Here is a 14,402-nt window from a genome sequence, read left to right on the forward strand (position 1 = left end):
GCGCAGCGATCCTTCAAATTGCATGAAAGGGTTTCGTCATGGCCACTGGCACAGTTAAATGGTTTAATTCCACAAAGGGCTTCGGCTTCATTCAGCCTGACAACGGCGATGCCGATGTTTTCGTTCACATCTCGGCCGTCGAACGCGCTGGCATGCGCGAAATCGTCGAAGGCCAGAAGCTCTCCTACGAGCTTGAGCGCGACAACAAGTCGGGCAAGATGTCCGCCGCTCAGCTTCAGGCTGCTTAAAGGTCTTTCTGTCCCGGCAGCGGCAACGTAGTTGGGGCATGAACACCATCGGAAGGTCAGGCAATATGCCTGGCCTTTTTTGGTTGCAGTCGGTCTTCTCGCTGCAGGCAAACCCCTTCGTGTCCAGGCATCTCGAGCCGACACGCGCCAGCCTCCCGATCTAACCAAACAATCTGTACCGGCAACTTCATCCAAAAAGGGTGACGATTGCGGCATTGGAGATATCATGCGCCCTACACGATGGAGCGAAATCGTCACGCTGACGGTCAAGCCAGGCGAACTCATAACCCTCAAGAACCCTGCCGAGGCGCTCGAGTTCCTGGACGGCCCATGGCCGGGCAGCCCCGGCCCACGCCATGCTGCCGCGCGCCGTTTTTGCCGGGCTGCTCTTGCTGGCAACAAGGATTCGGAAGATGCCCGCAAGGTCTTTGTCGAGGCAGCCCAGGAGGCCAACCTCAAGCCTCGCTGATTTCCCAGCCATATCCAGCGGATCGTCGCATGAAACATGCGGCAATCCTTTAAAAAATACCAGTCCAGACACTTTTGGAAATATTCGGAAAAACGCCGTTCGCCGATGGATGTTATGTCCGGCGCAATGGAGAGTTTGATGATCCGATTGCTGCAGCCTGCCTGTCCCGGCTTTGACGTTGACAGGGAAAATTCCTGATGCGCCGTGCACTTTTATTCGTGCTCCTGCCGCTGCTGGTCGTCGCTGCGGTAGTCTTCGTATTTCGCGGCCGGCTGTTTGCGGCCGACGGACCGTCTTTCATCGCGGCAGCCGTCACGCGCGGCGATGTCGAGGAGACAGTTCTCGCCTCTGGCACCTTCAAGCCGGCTCAGATGGTAGCCGTCGGCGCGCAGGTTTCCGGCCGCATCACCGCCCTCAACGTCAAGCTTGGTGATACGGTCCAGAAAGGTGCGCTGGTTGCCGAGATCGATTCCGTCACCCAGAGAAACGAACTTCGCACGGCGCAGGCCTCCCTTGCCAACGTCAAGGCGCAGCGCGACGAGAGCGAAGCTGATCTCGAAAACGCCGAGATAACCCTTGCGCGCCAGCAAGCGATATTTGCCAAGCAGGCCGGTCCTAAGTCGGACCTCGACAGCGCCGTAGCAACCGTCAAGAAAACGACCGCCGAGATCGCAGCTCTCGATGCCCAGATAACCTCTGCCCAAGTCGCCGTCGAGACAGCAGAGGCCAACCTTGCCTATACCCATATCACCGCGCCGATGGATGGCACCGTTCTGGCGATCGTCAATCAGCAGGGCCAGACAGTCAACGCTGCACAGTCGGCTCCGACCATTGTCATTCTCGGCCAATTGCAGACGATGACGGTGCGGGCCGAAATTTCGGAGGCCGATGTTGTCAAGGTCAAGGTCGGCCAGGCGATCGACTTTACCATCCTCGGCGATCCCGGAACGATCCACCGTACCGTGTTGCAATCTATAGAGCCGGCTCCTGAATCGATCACCAGCGACAGCAGCATCAGTTCGTCGAGCACGTCGTCGAGTTCGTCCACCAGTTCGTCGACATCGACCTCTGCGATCTACTACAACGGCATCTTCGATGTTCCCAATCCCGACGGCCGCTTCCGGACCTATATGTCCGCCGAGGTTCACATCGTGCTGGGCTCGGCGCGCGGCGTCCTCACGATAGCTTCGGCAGCCTTGGGCGCCATGGGCGCGGATGGCCAGTACGATGTGCAGGTCGCTGCCGCCGACAATTCGACGTCGATGCGCAAGGTGAAGATAGGTCTCAACAACAACGTTAGCGCTGAGGTCCAGTCCGGGCTTTCGGAGGGCGAGCGGGTCGTCGTCGGCGAGAGAAGTGCCACCCAGGCGACGACGAAAATGGGCGGGCCGCCACCGATGGGACTTTAGGCCATGGGCAAGCCAATCATCCGGCTAACCGATCTCAGGCGTGACTACCTTTCGGGCGACAGCACGATCAGCGTGCTCAAGGAGATCAACCTGTCGATCGAAGAGGGCGAGATGATCGCCATCGTCGGTCCCTCGGGATCCGGCAAGTCGACGCTGATGAACATTCTGGGGCTGCTCGACAGGCCGACGTCGGGGACATATGCCGTCGCCGGCCAATCGACGCAAACGCTCGACAGCGACGCTCTGTCGAAGCTGCGCCGCGAGCATTTCGGGTTTATCTTCCAGCGCTATCACCTGCTGTCCGAACTGACGGCCCTCGGCAATGTCGAAGTCCCGGCCATCTACGCCGGCCAGTCGTCCGCCCGCAGCATCCGCGCGCGGGAACTGCTTGTGCGGCTTGGTCTTGGAGATCGTCTCGGTCACAGGCCCGGCCAGCTTTCCGGCGGCCAGCAGCAGCGTGTCTCTATAGCCCGGGCGTTGATGAACAACGGCAACGTCATCCTCGCCGACGAGCCCACCGGAGCGCTCGACAGGCAGAGCGGCGAAGATGTCCTGCGCATTCTCAACGAGTTGAATGCCGAAGACCATACGGTCATCATCGTCACCCATGATATGTCAGTCGCGGCCCACGCCAATCGCATCATCGAAATTTCCGACGGCTGCATCGTCGCCGATCGTCCTTCGGAGAAGGCCGCATTGCCGACCGGCCCTGTATCCGCGATGGCGAGACCTGCGCCGCAATCCGGCCCGGGCTGGCGGGCTGGCCTCGCCAGTCTGCGCGAAGCCTTCATCATGGCGATCCTGGCGCTTAAGGCGCACCGTCTGCGGACTTTCCTGACTATGCTCGGCATCATCATCGGCATTGCCTCGGTCGTCTGCGTCGTCGCTCTGGGGCAGGGAACGCAGCAGAAGGTGCTGTCCAATATCAGTGGCCTCGGCACCAACACGCTGGAGATATTTCCGGGCAAGGGTTTTGGCGATCCCCGCGCAGGCCGCATCAAGACTTTGGTGGTCTCGGATGCCAACGCGTTGAAGCAGTTGAGCTATGTTGCAGCGGTGACGCCCACGGTTTCGACCAGCACCACCGTTCGGTTCGGCGCCAAGGAGGCCAATGCCCTGGTGAACGGCGTCGGCGACCAATATTTTGTAGCCAAGGGCTCGAAGCTGACGAAAGGCCGGTTCTTCGATGACAGGGATGTGCGGGACATCACCCAGAACGCCGTCATCGACCAGAATACCGCATCATCGCTGTTCGAAAATACCGGGCTCGATCCGGTAGGCCAGATCATACTGGTCGGCAAGACGCCGATCCGCGTCATCGGCGTCATTGCCATGCAGCAGGGCGGGTTCGGCTCCAGCGACAACCTGTCGGTCTATCTGCCCTATACCAGCGTCCAGGCGCGCTTCCTTGGCGACATGTCGCTGCGCAGCATCACCGTGCGGGTGGCTGACGATGCATCAAGCTCGGTTGCCGAGGATGCCATCACGCAATTTCTGAAACGTCGCCACGCGGCGCAGGACTTCTCCATTCTGAACACGGACGACATCCGCAAGACGATCACCGCCACGGCCGAAACCCTGACGCTGCTGGTTGCGGCCATCGCCGTCATTTCCCTGCTCGTCGGCGGTATAGGGGTGATGAATATCATGTTGGTGTCGGTGTCCGAGCGGGTGGGTGAAATCGGCGTGCGGATGGCCGTCGGCGCCCGGCGCAAGGATATTCTCCAGCAATTCCTGATCGAAGCCGTGATCGTCTGTGCGCTCGGCGGCGCAATAGGCATTGCCACAGCCATGGCCTTCGGCGCGGTTTTCAATGCGATCAGTACCAATTTCTCGCTGATCTATTCCGATGGCTCGATCGTGCTGGCGCTCGGCTTTTCGTGCCTGATCGGCGTGGTGTTCGGCTTCATGCCGGCGCGTAACGCCTCGCTGCTGGATCCTGTCGCGGCGCTGGCGCGCGATTGAGCGGACGTGTCCGTGGCTTTCAAGGGAAAAAGCCAGCTTCGCCAAGATGTGGGGCATGGTGACGAAGCTGGCCGATCGATGCTAATCAGGAAGCAGCGAACAACCAAAATTTACAGCACTGCGCGGCAGAAACATTTCCAAGCGTTGCTGAAAGAAGGTCATTCTGCGGAAATTGGTGTCTCAATATGCCGGCCTTTTTGAATGGTGACCCGACATGCGTGCATGACACGGTCTCGACGAAATCCGGGCATTGATTTCATTGACTAATAGCCAATCTGCGACTGCCGCGTCTAAAGCGCGGTGTAAAAAGAGCCAAAACGGGCCGTTTACCACCGCTTAATTGAACGCGCGCGAACGTGATGTCTCAATTCATCACGGGGGTAGCATCATGGTCAGCGCAGTCTCAAGCTCCACAGTCTCGCTTTTTACAGCATCGACGACGTCATCGTCGTCTTCGTCCTCGTCCTCGTCTACGGGCGCCAGCGACGAGACGACCATCAAGGCCCAGATCGCGGCCAAGAAAGCGGAGCTAGCCGATACAAAGGATGCCGACGATGCCAAGACGTTGAAAGCGGATATCGCGACATTGCAGGCAAAGCTCGACAAGATCGAGGCCGCATCAACCGCAAGCGCGCAGTCCGGCACGGCTGCTGGCGGCAAATCTGGCGGCACACAGTCATCCGCCACTGCGGGTCCGGCTCAATCTGGTGCGTCCACCAAGGCAGCACCGTCCGATAGTGCAACGGCAAATAGCACCAGCGCGGACGACGAGGCATCATCGCCGATGTCCGGCGAAAGCGACCGCATCGGCACCACCAACTTCACCGCCGATACAAGCTTCGGCCAGCGCACAGCCTACGTCTGAGATGGCAGTGTGTGGGGGCAGCGGCCCCTAGGACTGCGCCTCCTGTAAGACGGCCGCCTTGAATGTGACCACCTGAGCAAGGCCGCCTGTGGTTCTGTTGCGAACCGCAATCTCGCCATCGAAGCGGGAGATGATTTCCTTGGCGATTGCCATCCCGAGCCCTGCGCCAGGGAAGGATTTCTGCCGGGCGATGTCGATCCGGAAGAACGGCTCGAACACCTGGCTCAGTCGCTCCTCGGGAATGCCCGAGCCCGTGTCGTTGATCTCGACCTTGGCAATGCCATTGGTCTCGGTCACGGAAACGGTGGCGGATTCACCGTGGGTAGCAGCATTGATCAGCAGGTTTCTCAGCGCCCGCGTCAGGGCCAGCGGCCCGACACGCACAATCGTCTGCTCTGTCGTTGCCACCGAGACATCCATGCCGATTGCCGTCAGTTCGTCGACGATATCCGTGACGACAAGATCCAGTCTGATATCCTGCAGGCTGTCGTGATTGACCTCTTCCCGCACCAGGCCGATCGCGCTGTCGGCGATCTGGTCGAGTTCCTCCAGGTCGGAAAGCCATTTCCGGCGCTCGCTGTCGTCAGCGATGAACTCGGCACGCAAGCGCATACGGGTCATCGGCGTTCTGAGGTCATGGCCGGCTGCAGCGACCAGCCGCATGCGGCTTTCCGTGGCGCTCTTGACCTTGGCCGACAACCGGTTCAGCACCTGCGCCGTCACGCGGATTTCGCCAGGCCCTGTTTCCGGCACATGCGGCAGCGTTCCATCGGGGCCGATCTCGCCCAGCACCTTCTCCAGCAGGCGCAGCGGCTTGATGATTTTCGAGGCGGCGACGATGGAGATAACGACGCTGCCGGCGACGATGAGGCTGAGCCAGCCGATGAGAATTTTCCAGCCGCCGGGCGGCGGGCCGAAATTCGGCATCGGCACCAGCAGCCATTTTCCGCTGGCAAGCTTGATCGATGCCGTTGTGCCGGCTGTCTCGTCCTGCCTGGTGACGAAGGCTTCCAGCGGCTCGCCGGTACGGCTCAGTCCTTCCGTCAGGAAATTGGAAAAGCGCTCGTCGCGCTCACCTACGGCAGGTTCATCAGAGATCACCATGCCGCGGGATGCCGCTTCGTCAGCGTTGTGCTCGGCGACATTGGCAAGCCAGTGCATCTGCCGCGCCACGGGGTCCATGGTCTCCTCAGGCCTGGGCCCACGCATGACAAGCGCTGCGGCCAGCGACGAGGTGATGACGACCAGCACGATGGCGGTCACCAGCAGCAGTGCAAGGCGCGTACCGAGCGATTTCATGCCTCGCCCTTTACGGCCGTCACCGGAACGACGAGCTGGTAGCCGCCGTTGCGGATGGTTCGGAAAATCGGAATCTCCGGTGTCTCGCCGAGTTTGCGCCTGAGGCGGCTCATCAGAACGTCGATCGACCGGTCGGCCGGATCGCGGTCGCGGCCCTGGGTGACATCGAGCAGCTGGTCTCGTGACAGGAGGCGCCCGGAACGCTCGAGGAATGCCTTCAGCAGGTCGAACTCGGCCCCGGTCAGGCCGATGATCTCGCCGGTGTCCCGGGTCACACGCCGCAGCTGCGGATCGAGCTTCATGCCTGCGAACTCGTAACTCTGGCGCTGGGGCTCGGTTTCTGCTTCGTCGTTGGAGCGGCGCAGCACGGCGCGGATGCGGGCGGCCAGCTCGCGTGGATTGAAAGGCTTGCCGAGATAGTCGTCGGCACCAATCTCCAGGCCGAGAATCCGGTCGATATCTTCCTTCAGCGCCGTCAGCAGGATTACCGGCACCCGCGGCCTTCGGCCCCAGAGATCGCGGCAAAGGTCGAGCCCGGAGCCATCCGGTAGCATGACGTCGAGAACCAGCAGATCGGGGGTGCGGCGGCTCATCGCCTCGTTACAGCCGCGCAGATCGCCGGCCGTCGATACCCTGAGCCCCTGCTCTTCGAGATAACGGCTGAGCAGCGTCCGGATTTCGTGGTCGTCGTCGACGATGAGGATGTCGGGGGGGGCATTGTTGTTCATGATTAAAAATCCAGTTCAGCAAAGCTTTATACAAACCGGGCGGCATGAGAAGGGCATCGACCGCTGCCGCCAGCCAGAAAATAGCCCGGACGGCCAGGTTCACAAAAAATCCTTTTGCGAGAAAAGTTCAGACATCTAGGGAAAGGTGCCGTTCACACGCCATGGTTAGCGTCTGCACCATAGAAGCGAATCAAGGAGCGGAAATGCGCCATTCCCACGATCTTTCAGACACGTCACTTGGCCATGTCAGCCATGTTCCCAATGGCGACGCCGATCTCGTTGACCTCTGCTCCCGGATCCGGACGGCAAGCGGCTCCTCTGCCAGGGAGTTGCCGGCGTTGGTGCTACGTTATCTGGCAAGCAGCCTGCATAGGATCGAAATCGACATCTATGTCGAGGAGTGCCTGCCGATGGTTTGCGACGCATCCCATGCCTTCGTTGGCGCGATGGGTACGTTCAGCCCGCGCAAAGCCGATGACAGCCTCGTGGAGCAGAGCCGTATGCGCCTGATAGAGTCTCTCGAGACGCTGGCCGACGAGATCAGGCTTTGCAAGATCCGCATGGCACCTTTTTCGCACATCGGGCGGCGGCCGATTGGCCAGCAGGACCTGGAAAACGGGTCTCTGGCCTCGGCAAGGTAGTTTTTTATATCGCTGGTTGATGATCTCCGACTCGCATATCCGATGTTAAAACCGGTGATCCGGGAACTTCTTCCTGTCCTTTTGGTTTATCGCTGCCGAAAGGCAGTTTTTGCCAAAAGGAGGAAATGACTATGCAAGACGACCGCGAACAGCAGATCAGGGACCGCGCGTACAGCATCTGGGAAGAGCAGGGACGCCCCCAGGGTGAAGACATGCGCCACTGGCTGCAGGCCTGGCAGGAGATTTCGAACGCAGATATCCCAGCGGAAGATGCCAACGCAATGACGCTTCCCGATAGCGCCGAAGCTACCGTCAAAAAGCCAGCGGCCGCCAGTGCCCGCCGTGGCAACGGCGCCACGCCACCCAAATCCAATCGCAAGAAAAAGTCCTGAACAGGCGGCGATGAGGGCTCCAGCGCCGCCGCGCCATGCGATTGAGATGCCGGCCAATATTATGTGGAGCCGGCTAACAATCTATCCTCGCGCCTTCAATTACACCCGCTCCTATAGCGACTTGACGGCTATCCAGATCATGTGGCGGGCGCCTCCGCGCTTGCCGTTCGCCCGAATGGCGACCTCTTCCGCAGAAAAACGTGCATCGCGCAGCCGTTTGGTAAAGCGCGTATCGGGGCCCGAGGACCAGACTGCCAGTAAACCTCCCGGGCGCAGGGCGTCACGGGCGGCAAGCAGTCCCTTTCGATCATATAACCCATCATTGGCCGCGTGCGTTAGTCCGTCCGGGCCGTTGTCGACATCGAGCAGGATGGCATCATAGCTCTCGCGGCCGCTCTGGATAGCGGCAGCCACGTCGCCCTCGTGGATCGCAACGCGTGGATCGACGAGGCTTCCGGAGAAAATCTCTGCCATCGGGCCGCGTGCCCAGGCGACCACGGCCGGCACAAGCTCCGCCACGGTCACCCTGGCATCGCTGCTGATCGCAGCCAATGCCGCCCGCAATGTGAACCCCATGCCGAGCCCGCCGATCAACAGGTGGGGCGACGGTCGATCGGCAATCCTCTCGCAGGCAAGCGTTGCCAAGGCTTCTTCGGAGCCGCTGAGCCTGCTGTTCATCAACTCGTTGCTGCCGAGCATGATCGAGAACTCGCGGCCTCGTTGCTTCAGCCGCAGTTCGCCGCCACCGTTGGGGATGGATGCGGTATCAAGCAGGGTCCATGGGATCACGGGGCGGCTCTTTGATGTTGGTTACGGTGGTGGTCATCTCCGGTGGCTGGACGCGCTGCCGGGCACTGGCGATACAGTTGCTCAGCCACGCTTCTAGCTCAGTTTCCAGGCGATATAGATCAGCGTCAGAGCGATCAGCCAGAGCGCCAGGCGACCAGACCGCGTGTGGCGGGCCTCGGCCTTGCCGATCGCCTCGGCGGTCTCGTTGTCGAAGCGCAATCCGTTCTGGCTCATGGCCAGCAGCTGGCGGTGAAACAACTCGGTCTTGGCGGCGATTTCGGGCACGGCCTCGGCCAGTTTGACGCCGGCCTTCAAGGCATCCTGCAGGTCGCCGATAATGCGTTTCGGACCGAGATTGTTGCGGATCCATTCGCCGACGACGGGCTCCGACGCCTTCCACATGTTGAAGCGCGGATTGAGCATGCGGGAGACGCCCTCGACCACGACCATGGTCTTCTGCAGCATAACCAGTTCGGGTCGCGTTTCCATGTCGAACAGTTCCGTCACCTCGAAAAGCAGGGTCAGCAGCTTGCCCATCGAGATCGTTTCCGCCGGCTGGCCATGTATAGGCTCGCCGATGGCGCGGATCGCCTGGGCAAAACTCTCCGTGTTGTGGTGGGCCGGCACGTAGCCCGCCTCGAAATGCACTTCGGCGACACGCAGGTAATCGCGGGTGATGAAGCCGTAGAGGATTTCGGCGAGGAACCGGCGTTCCTTCTTGCCCAGACGGCCAACGATGCCCATGTCGACAGCGACGATAATGCCCTGCGGATCGACAAAAAGATTGCCCGGATGCATGTCGGCATGGAAAAAGCCGTCGCGCAGCGTGTGGCGCAGGAACGACTGGATAAGCGTGTCTGCAAGGCGGTTGAGATCATGTCCGGAAGCGCGCAGCGCATCGACATCGGACATCTTGACGCCGTCGATCCATTCCATGGTGATGACGTCGCGACCGGTGCGCTCCCAATCGACCTTCGGTACGCGGAAGCCTTCGTCGCCTGCTGTGTTCTCTGCAATTTCCGACAGTGCCGAGGCTTCCAGCCGGAGGTCCATCTCGACCCTGGTTGTCTGCTCCAGTGCCTTCGTCACTTCGACAGGGCGCAGCCGCCGGCTTGAGGGGACGAACCGTTCCTGTAAGCCTGCCACCAGATACATGACGGCGATGTCGTTGGCGAAGCGCTGGCGTACGCCCGGCCGGATGACCTTGATTGCCACTTTCCGCAAGCCATCGGCCGTCCTCACCTCGGCCGGATGCACCTGCGCGATCGAGGCCGCGGCAATCGGTTCGCCGACGCTAGCATAGAGATCGTCGAGCGACCGGCCGAGCGAGCCTTCGATATTGGCCTTGGCAGCAGCCATCGGGAAGAACGCCATGCTGTCCTGCAACTGGGAGAGATCATTGGCAAATTCGATACCGACAACATCCGGCCGCGTAGCAAGGAACTGGCCGATCTTCGCGTAGGAGGGTCCGAGCCGCTCGACCGCCTTCGACAGCCTGTCGCTGCGCGCCTTGGTTTTCGAGCGGCGGCGGGCAAATAGCGCCACGAAGGACTTGGCGAGGCTGACCGATGGCGGCAAGCCTTCGGAGGGCAAGGCCTCGACAACGCCTTCCCGCACCAGGACCCAGCCAACCCGGATCAGGCCAAAATATCCGCCGAAAGAGCTCATGCTGTTGTTTCTCTGTCTGCTGCGCCGGGCAGCGCAGGCTTCTGGACCTCTGTCCGCCCCATCCCTAGAGCTTCCAGCCGGAATGCAGTGCCGCAATGCCACCGGTGTAGTTGGTAAAGGTGACGCGACCGAAGCCGGCCTGGCGGATCATCGTTGCAAAGTCCTGCTGGTTGGGAAACTTGCGGATCGACTCTACCAGATACTGATAGGGCTCGGCTTCGCCGGTTATGGCCTTTCCAAAGCGCGGAATGGCGTTGAACGACCATGCGTCGTAAACCTTGTCGAGCAAAGGCAGGTCGACCTCGGAAAATTCCAGCACCAGCAACCGGCCGCCGCGCTTCAACACCCGATGGGCTTCCTTCAACGCCACGTCGATGCGCGGCACGTTTCTGATGCCGAAGGCGATCGTATAGGCGTCAAAGCTGTTGTCCTCGAACGGCAGGTCCTCGGCGTTGGCTTCGACGAAAGTCAGGTTTTCCGAAATCTTCTTCTTTTCGGCGCGGTCGGCGCCGACCGCCAGCATCGAGCCATTGATGTCGAGCACGGTTGCATGGGCCAGCTTGCCGGATGCCTCGACGATGCGGAAGGCGATGTCCCCTGTCCCGCCGGCAACATCGAGCACCTTGTAGGACGGGTCCTTGCGCGGATGAAGGGCTGAGATCATGGCGTCTTTCCACGCGCGGTGCAGGCCCATAGACATCACATCGTTCATGACGTCGTAGCGTTTGGCCACCTTGTGAAACACGTCGTTGACGAGGGCCTGCTTCTCGCCTTCGGCCACGTCGCGAAATCCGTAGGATGTCTCCATGCCGCCATCGGCGGCGGTGCGGCTCTTTGCCATCACTCAACTCCCTTGTCTAAATCGCCGCCGGCTGTGGCGAAAATGTTGGTGCCACGCTATCTGACTGGCTGATGCCACGCACGTTGTCGTTGGTTTAGAACATGGCCGCTGGAAAGCAAAGCGCATTTGGTCGCGGTCCCTGCTGCTGCCGGTCACACCTGAAGATGGATTGTCATGCCCGAATTACCAGAGGTCGAAACCGTGCGGCGTGGTCTTGCCCCGGCGATGGAAGGGGCAGTGATAGAGCGGCTGGAGCTGCGCCGGGGCGACCTGCGCTTTCCGTTTCCGCTAGAATTTGCAGCATCCGTAGCGGGCCAGCGGATCGCATCCCTCTCGCGCCGCGCCAAGTATCTGTTGATCGATCTAGACAACGGCATGACCGTCGTCGCCCATCTCGGCATGTCAGGTTCGTTTCGCATCGAGGCTGGGGAGGCGGCCGTCACGCCCGGCGACTTTCACCACCCGCGCTCCAAGAACGAGCTTCACGATCACGTCATTTTCCATCTGGCGCGCGATGGCGAGGCCATGCGTGTCGTCTACAACGATCCACGTCGTTTCGGGTTCATGGATATCGTCGCCCGCGCAGAGATGGCTGCGCACCCTTTTTTCCGCGATCTCGGTCCCGAGCCGACGGGCAATGCGCTGAGCCCGGAGGGCCTGGCAAAGCGGTTTTCCGGCAAGGCACAGCCGCTGAAAGGCGCGCTGCTCGACCAGAAAACGATTGCCGGCCTCGGCAATATCTATGTCTGCGAAGCTCTCTGGCGGGCCCACCTGTCGCCTTTGCGGGCCAGCGGCACATTGTCGACCAAGACTGGCAAGCCGCGCGAGACGCTGGTGCGGCTGGTGGCCTGCATACGCGACGTCATCGCCGATGCGATCGCTGCCGGAGGGTCGTCGCTGCGCGATCATATCCAGACGGACGGTTCGCTCGGCTATTTCCAGCATTCCTTTTCCGTCTACGACCGGGAAGGCGAGGCTTGCCGGACAGAGGGCTGCGGCGGTACGGTCGGCCGAATAGTCCAGGCCGGCCGCTCGACCTTCTTTTGTGCCACCTGCCAGAAATGATGCGAGGAGATGTCGATGGCCTATGAAACCCTGATCATCGAAACCCACGATGCCGTCGGTCTGATCCGGCTCAATCGCCCGCAGGCGCTGAACGCACTGAATTCGACCATGCTCTCGGAGTTGAGGACGGCCTATGCGGCTTTCCACACGGACGACGCCATCGGTGCCATCGTCCTTACAGGCTCGGACAAGGCCTTCGCCGCCGGCGCCGATATCAAGGAGATGCAGTCACTGGATTTCGTCGATGTCTACAAGACCGACTTCCTTGGCGGCTGGGACGAGATCGCCAAGGCACGCAAGCCGGTAATCGCTGCCGTCGGTGGTTTTGCGCTGGGTGGAGGCTGCGAGCTCGCAATGATGTGCGATTTCATCATCGCCGCCGAGACGGCAAAGTTCGGCCAGCCCGAGATCACGCTCGGGATCATCCCCGGCATGGGAGGCTCACAGCGCCTGACGCGGGCCGTCGGCAAGGCCAAGGCCATGGACATGGTGTTGACCGGACGGATGATGGATGCGACTGAGGCCGAAAGGTCTGGGCTGGTTGCGCGGATCGTCCCGGCTGAGGCGCTCCTGGACGAAGCGCTCAAAGCCGCTGGGAAGATTGCCTCACATTCGAGACTGTCCGTGCTGATGGCCAAGGAGGCTGTCGGCCGCGCGTTGGAAACGACACTCGAGGAAGGACTTCACTTCGAGCGTCGCCTTTTCCAGAGCCTCTTTGCCACCGATGATCAGAAGGAAGGCATGGCGGCTTTCGTCGCCAAGCGTAAGCCAATCTTCAAAAACCGCTGATGCTAAAAGCGCCGGTGGAAAACGCGCTGCTGATTGGTTTTTGGCGAAACCGCGTTGACGGACCTCCGCTTTAAGGCTATATGCCCGCCACAGTTTGGAAAGCCTATGTGGTTTTCCGCGATTGCTCCCGCATTGCTGGATGACAGGACCACACGGTTCGGCACGACGGTGACGGGACTTTGTTCGAATTCTAGAGAGGCATACATGGCCAATACAAGCTCGGCAAAAAAGGCGACCCGCAAGATCGCTCGCCGCACAGACGTAAACAAGGCGCGCCGCTCGCGCGTTCGTACTTTCGTTCGCCAGATCGAAGAGGCAATTGCTTCCGGTGACGTGGCTCTGGCAACTGCAGCCTTCAAGGCTGTTGAGCCAGAACTGGCACGCGCTGCCAGCAAGGGTGTGGTACCGGCCAACACGGCAGCACGCAAAGTCTCGCGTCTTGCCAAGCGCGTTAAAGCTCTGTCGGCTCCTGCCGCTTAAATTACAGTAGCGTTAGCAGCGTCAAGCTCCAAGCCCGGCCCTTAGCCGGGCTTTTTGGATTCGGAATTTTTCCACCGCCTGATGACGGCAGCATGTCTGATTAATGTCTTTCTTGTGACACGAAAAGAAGTTGTAAATCAGAGGCTTGGCTCAATTGGATAAGGTGAATTGCGGCTTTTTCTGTCAAATTCAGCCGCTCATTGAGTCAAGAACTTTATTATTTTTTTTGATTTCGGACGTGTCGAATTTGCATCAGAGGCGAATCCCCTTGATTCAAAAGCGATTCTTTTTTGACAGGGGCGTGACAGCCAAAATTGGCTCCCGGAGTCAATGGCAAACCCTCCGGCAAGCGCAAAAATGCCCGTTGATCTTGGCAGCCGATCCTGCCTAAATGATTTCCAACAAGGGGCACGGCTTAATCCAAAACGGCTTTGGCGAACGCTGCCAGTTCAGGCAGGGTGGATAGGTTTGTTTCTTGTGACGGAGCGTTAGTTTCCGTTTTTTCATAAAGTTGACGCGTTCGGACAAGATGACAGCAATGTCTCCTGAAGGCCGACGTGTGTCCTGATGGCCCGGTCAATATGCCAGATTGTCAGGAGCTGCGACAAGATTGAACAGCCACTCTGGCGGGTCGGTCGGTAAGCGAGGACCGAGAGACTGCGCTTGGGCGAGAGGATCGAGACGGGGGCCGCTTGAATGCGGTGTTCGTCATAGGTGTTTTGCTGGCTCCATGGGGAGCTGTGGAGAATAACCG

At 60.2% G+C, this 14,402-nt stretch carries 15 protein-coding genes; 10 read left to right on the forward strand and 5 right to left on the reverse strand.

Annotated features, from left to right (window positions below; translation table 11 throughout):
- The first annotated feature begins 38 nt into the window (after positions 1–38).
- The 5 genes from PR017_RS17685 (at position 39) to PR017_RS17705 (ending at position 4,956) form a co-directional block, all read left to right on the forward strand.
- Positions 39–248: a cold-shock protein gene (locus PR017_RS17685; RefSeq protein WP_111216365.1), complete on the forward strand. Its 210-nt coding sequence runs from the start codon at positions 39–41 to the stop codon at positions 246–248.
- 226 nt (positions 249–474) lie between these two features.
- Positions 475–717, forward strand: a complete 243-nt coding sequence (locus PR017_RS17690) for a DUF982 domain-containing protein (RefSeq protein ID WP_111216367.1) — start codon at positions 475–477, stop codon at positions 715–717.
- Between the two features lie 197 nt (positions 718–914).
- On the forward strand, positions 915–2,126 hold the full coding sequence (locus tag PR017_RS17695) for an efflux RND transporter periplasmic adaptor subunit (RefSeq protein WP_111216369.1): 1,212 nt from the start codon (positions 915–917) through the stop codon (positions 2,124–2,126).
- A 3-nt stretch (positions 2,127–2,129) separates the two neighbouring features.
- Positions 2,130–4,091 carry a MacB family efflux pump subunit gene (locus PR017_RS17700; RefSeq protein ID WP_111216371.1) on the forward strand — a complete coding sequence of 654 codons (1,962 nt, stop codon included), beginning with the start codon at positions 2,130–2,132 and terminating at the stop codon, positions 4,089–4,091.
- Positions 4,092–4,479: 388 nt separating this feature from the next.
- Positions 4,480–4,956 (forward strand): hypothetical protein, encoded by a 477-nt coding sequence (locus PR017_RS17705; protein WP_111216373.1) that lies wholly within the window; start codon positions 4,480–4,482, stop codon positions 4,954–4,956.
- Positions 4,957–4,983: 27 nt separating this feature from the next.
- Here the strand turns inward: PR017_RS17705 and PR017_RS17710 are convergent, their stop codons facing one another.
- Both PR017_RS17710 and PR017_RS17715 read right to left on the reverse strand, forming a co-directional pair.
- Positions 4,984–6,255, reverse strand: coding sequence for a sensor histidine kinase (locus tag PR017_RS17710; protein WP_111216375.1), 1,272 nt, complete (start codon positions 6,253–6,255; stop codon positions 4,984–4,986).
- Positions 6,252–6,983, reverse strand: coding sequence for a response regulator (locus PR017_RS17715; protein ID WP_111216377.1), 732 nt, complete (start codon positions 6,981–6,983; stop codon positions 6,252–6,254). Before PR017_RS17715 ends, PR017_RS17710 begins: the two co-directional genes overlap by 4 nt.
- 203 nt (positions 6,984–7,186) lie before the next feature.
- Between PR017_RS17715 and PR017_RS17720 the strand changes: the two genes are divergently transcribed.
- On the forward strand, positions 7,187–7,624 hold the full coding sequence (locus tag PR017_RS17720) for a hypothetical protein (RefSeq protein WP_111216379.1): 438 nt from the start codon (positions 7,187–7,189) through the stop codon (positions 7,622–7,624).
- 131 nt (positions 7,625–7,755) lie between these two features.
- A complete protein-coding gene (locus PR017_RS17725; protein ID WP_111216381.1) occupies positions 7,756–8,016 on the forward strand; it encodes a DUF2934 domain-containing protein in 261 nt (86 codons plus the stop codon).
- Positions 8,017–8,127: 111 nt separating this feature from the next.
- On the opposite strand, the gene PR017_RS17730 is transcribed toward PR017_RS17725, so the two are convergent.
- The 3 genes from PR017_RS17730 to ubiE all read right to left on the reverse strand — a co-directional run bounded on the left by PR017_RS17730 (position 8,128) and on the right by ubiE (position 11,314).
- A complete protein-coding gene (locus PR017_RS17730) occupies positions 8,128–8,805 on the reverse strand; it encodes a spermidine synthase (protein WP_111216383.1) in 678 nt (225 codons plus the stop codon).
- A gap of 93 nt (positions 8,806–8,898) precedes the next feature.
- Positions 8,899–10,473 carry a 2-polyprenylphenol 6-hydroxylase gene (gene ubiB, locus PR017_RS17735; RefSeq protein ID WP_111216385.1) on the reverse strand — a complete coding sequence of 525 codons (1,575 nt, stop codon included), beginning with the start codon at positions 10,471–10,473 and terminating at the stop codon, positions 8,899–8,901.
- A gap of 64 nt (positions 10,474–10,537) precedes the next feature.
- Positions 10,538–11,314 carry a bifunctional demethylmenaquinone methyltransferase/2-methoxy-6-polyprenyl-1,4-benzoquinol methylase UbiE gene (gene ubiE, locus PR017_RS17740; protein ID WP_111216387.1) on the reverse strand — a complete coding sequence of 259 codons (777 nt, stop codon included), beginning with the start codon at positions 11,312–11,314 and terminating at the stop codon, positions 10,538–10,540.
- Between the two features lie 174 nt (positions 11,315–11,488).
- On the opposite strand from ubiE, the gene mutM reads away from it, so the two are divergent.
- From mutM to rpsT, 3 genes are all read left to right on the forward strand, one after another.
- On the forward strand, positions 11,489–12,379 hold the full coding sequence (gene mutM / locus PR017_RS17745; protein ID WP_111216389.1) for a bifunctional DNA-formamidopyrimidine glycosylase/DNA-(apurinic or apyrimidinic site) lyase: 891 nt from the start codon (positions 11,489–11,491) through the stop codon (positions 12,377–12,379).
- A gap of 15 nt (positions 12,380–12,394) precedes the next feature.
- Positions 12,395–13,168 (forward strand): enoyl-CoA hydratase, encoded by a 774-nt coding sequence (locus PR017_RS17750; protein ID WP_111216391.1) that lies wholly within the window; start codon positions 12,395–12,397, stop codon positions 13,166–13,168.
- Positions 13,169–13,372: 204 nt separating this feature from the next.
- Positions 13,373–13,648 carry a 30S ribosomal protein S20 gene (rpsT, locus tag PR017_RS17755; RefSeq protein WP_111216945.1) on the forward strand — a complete coding sequence of 92 codons (276 nt, stop codon included), beginning with the start codon at positions 13,373–13,375 and terminating at the stop codon, positions 13,646–13,648.
- The last annotated feature ends 754 nt before the right edge of the window (positions 13,649–14,402 follow it).

It is taken from the genome of Rhizobium tumorigenes (assembly GCF_003240565.2).
GTDB classification, from domain to species: Bacteria; Pseudomonadota; Alphaproteobacteria; order Rhizobiales; family Rhizobiaceae; genus Rhizobium; species Rhizobium tumorigenes.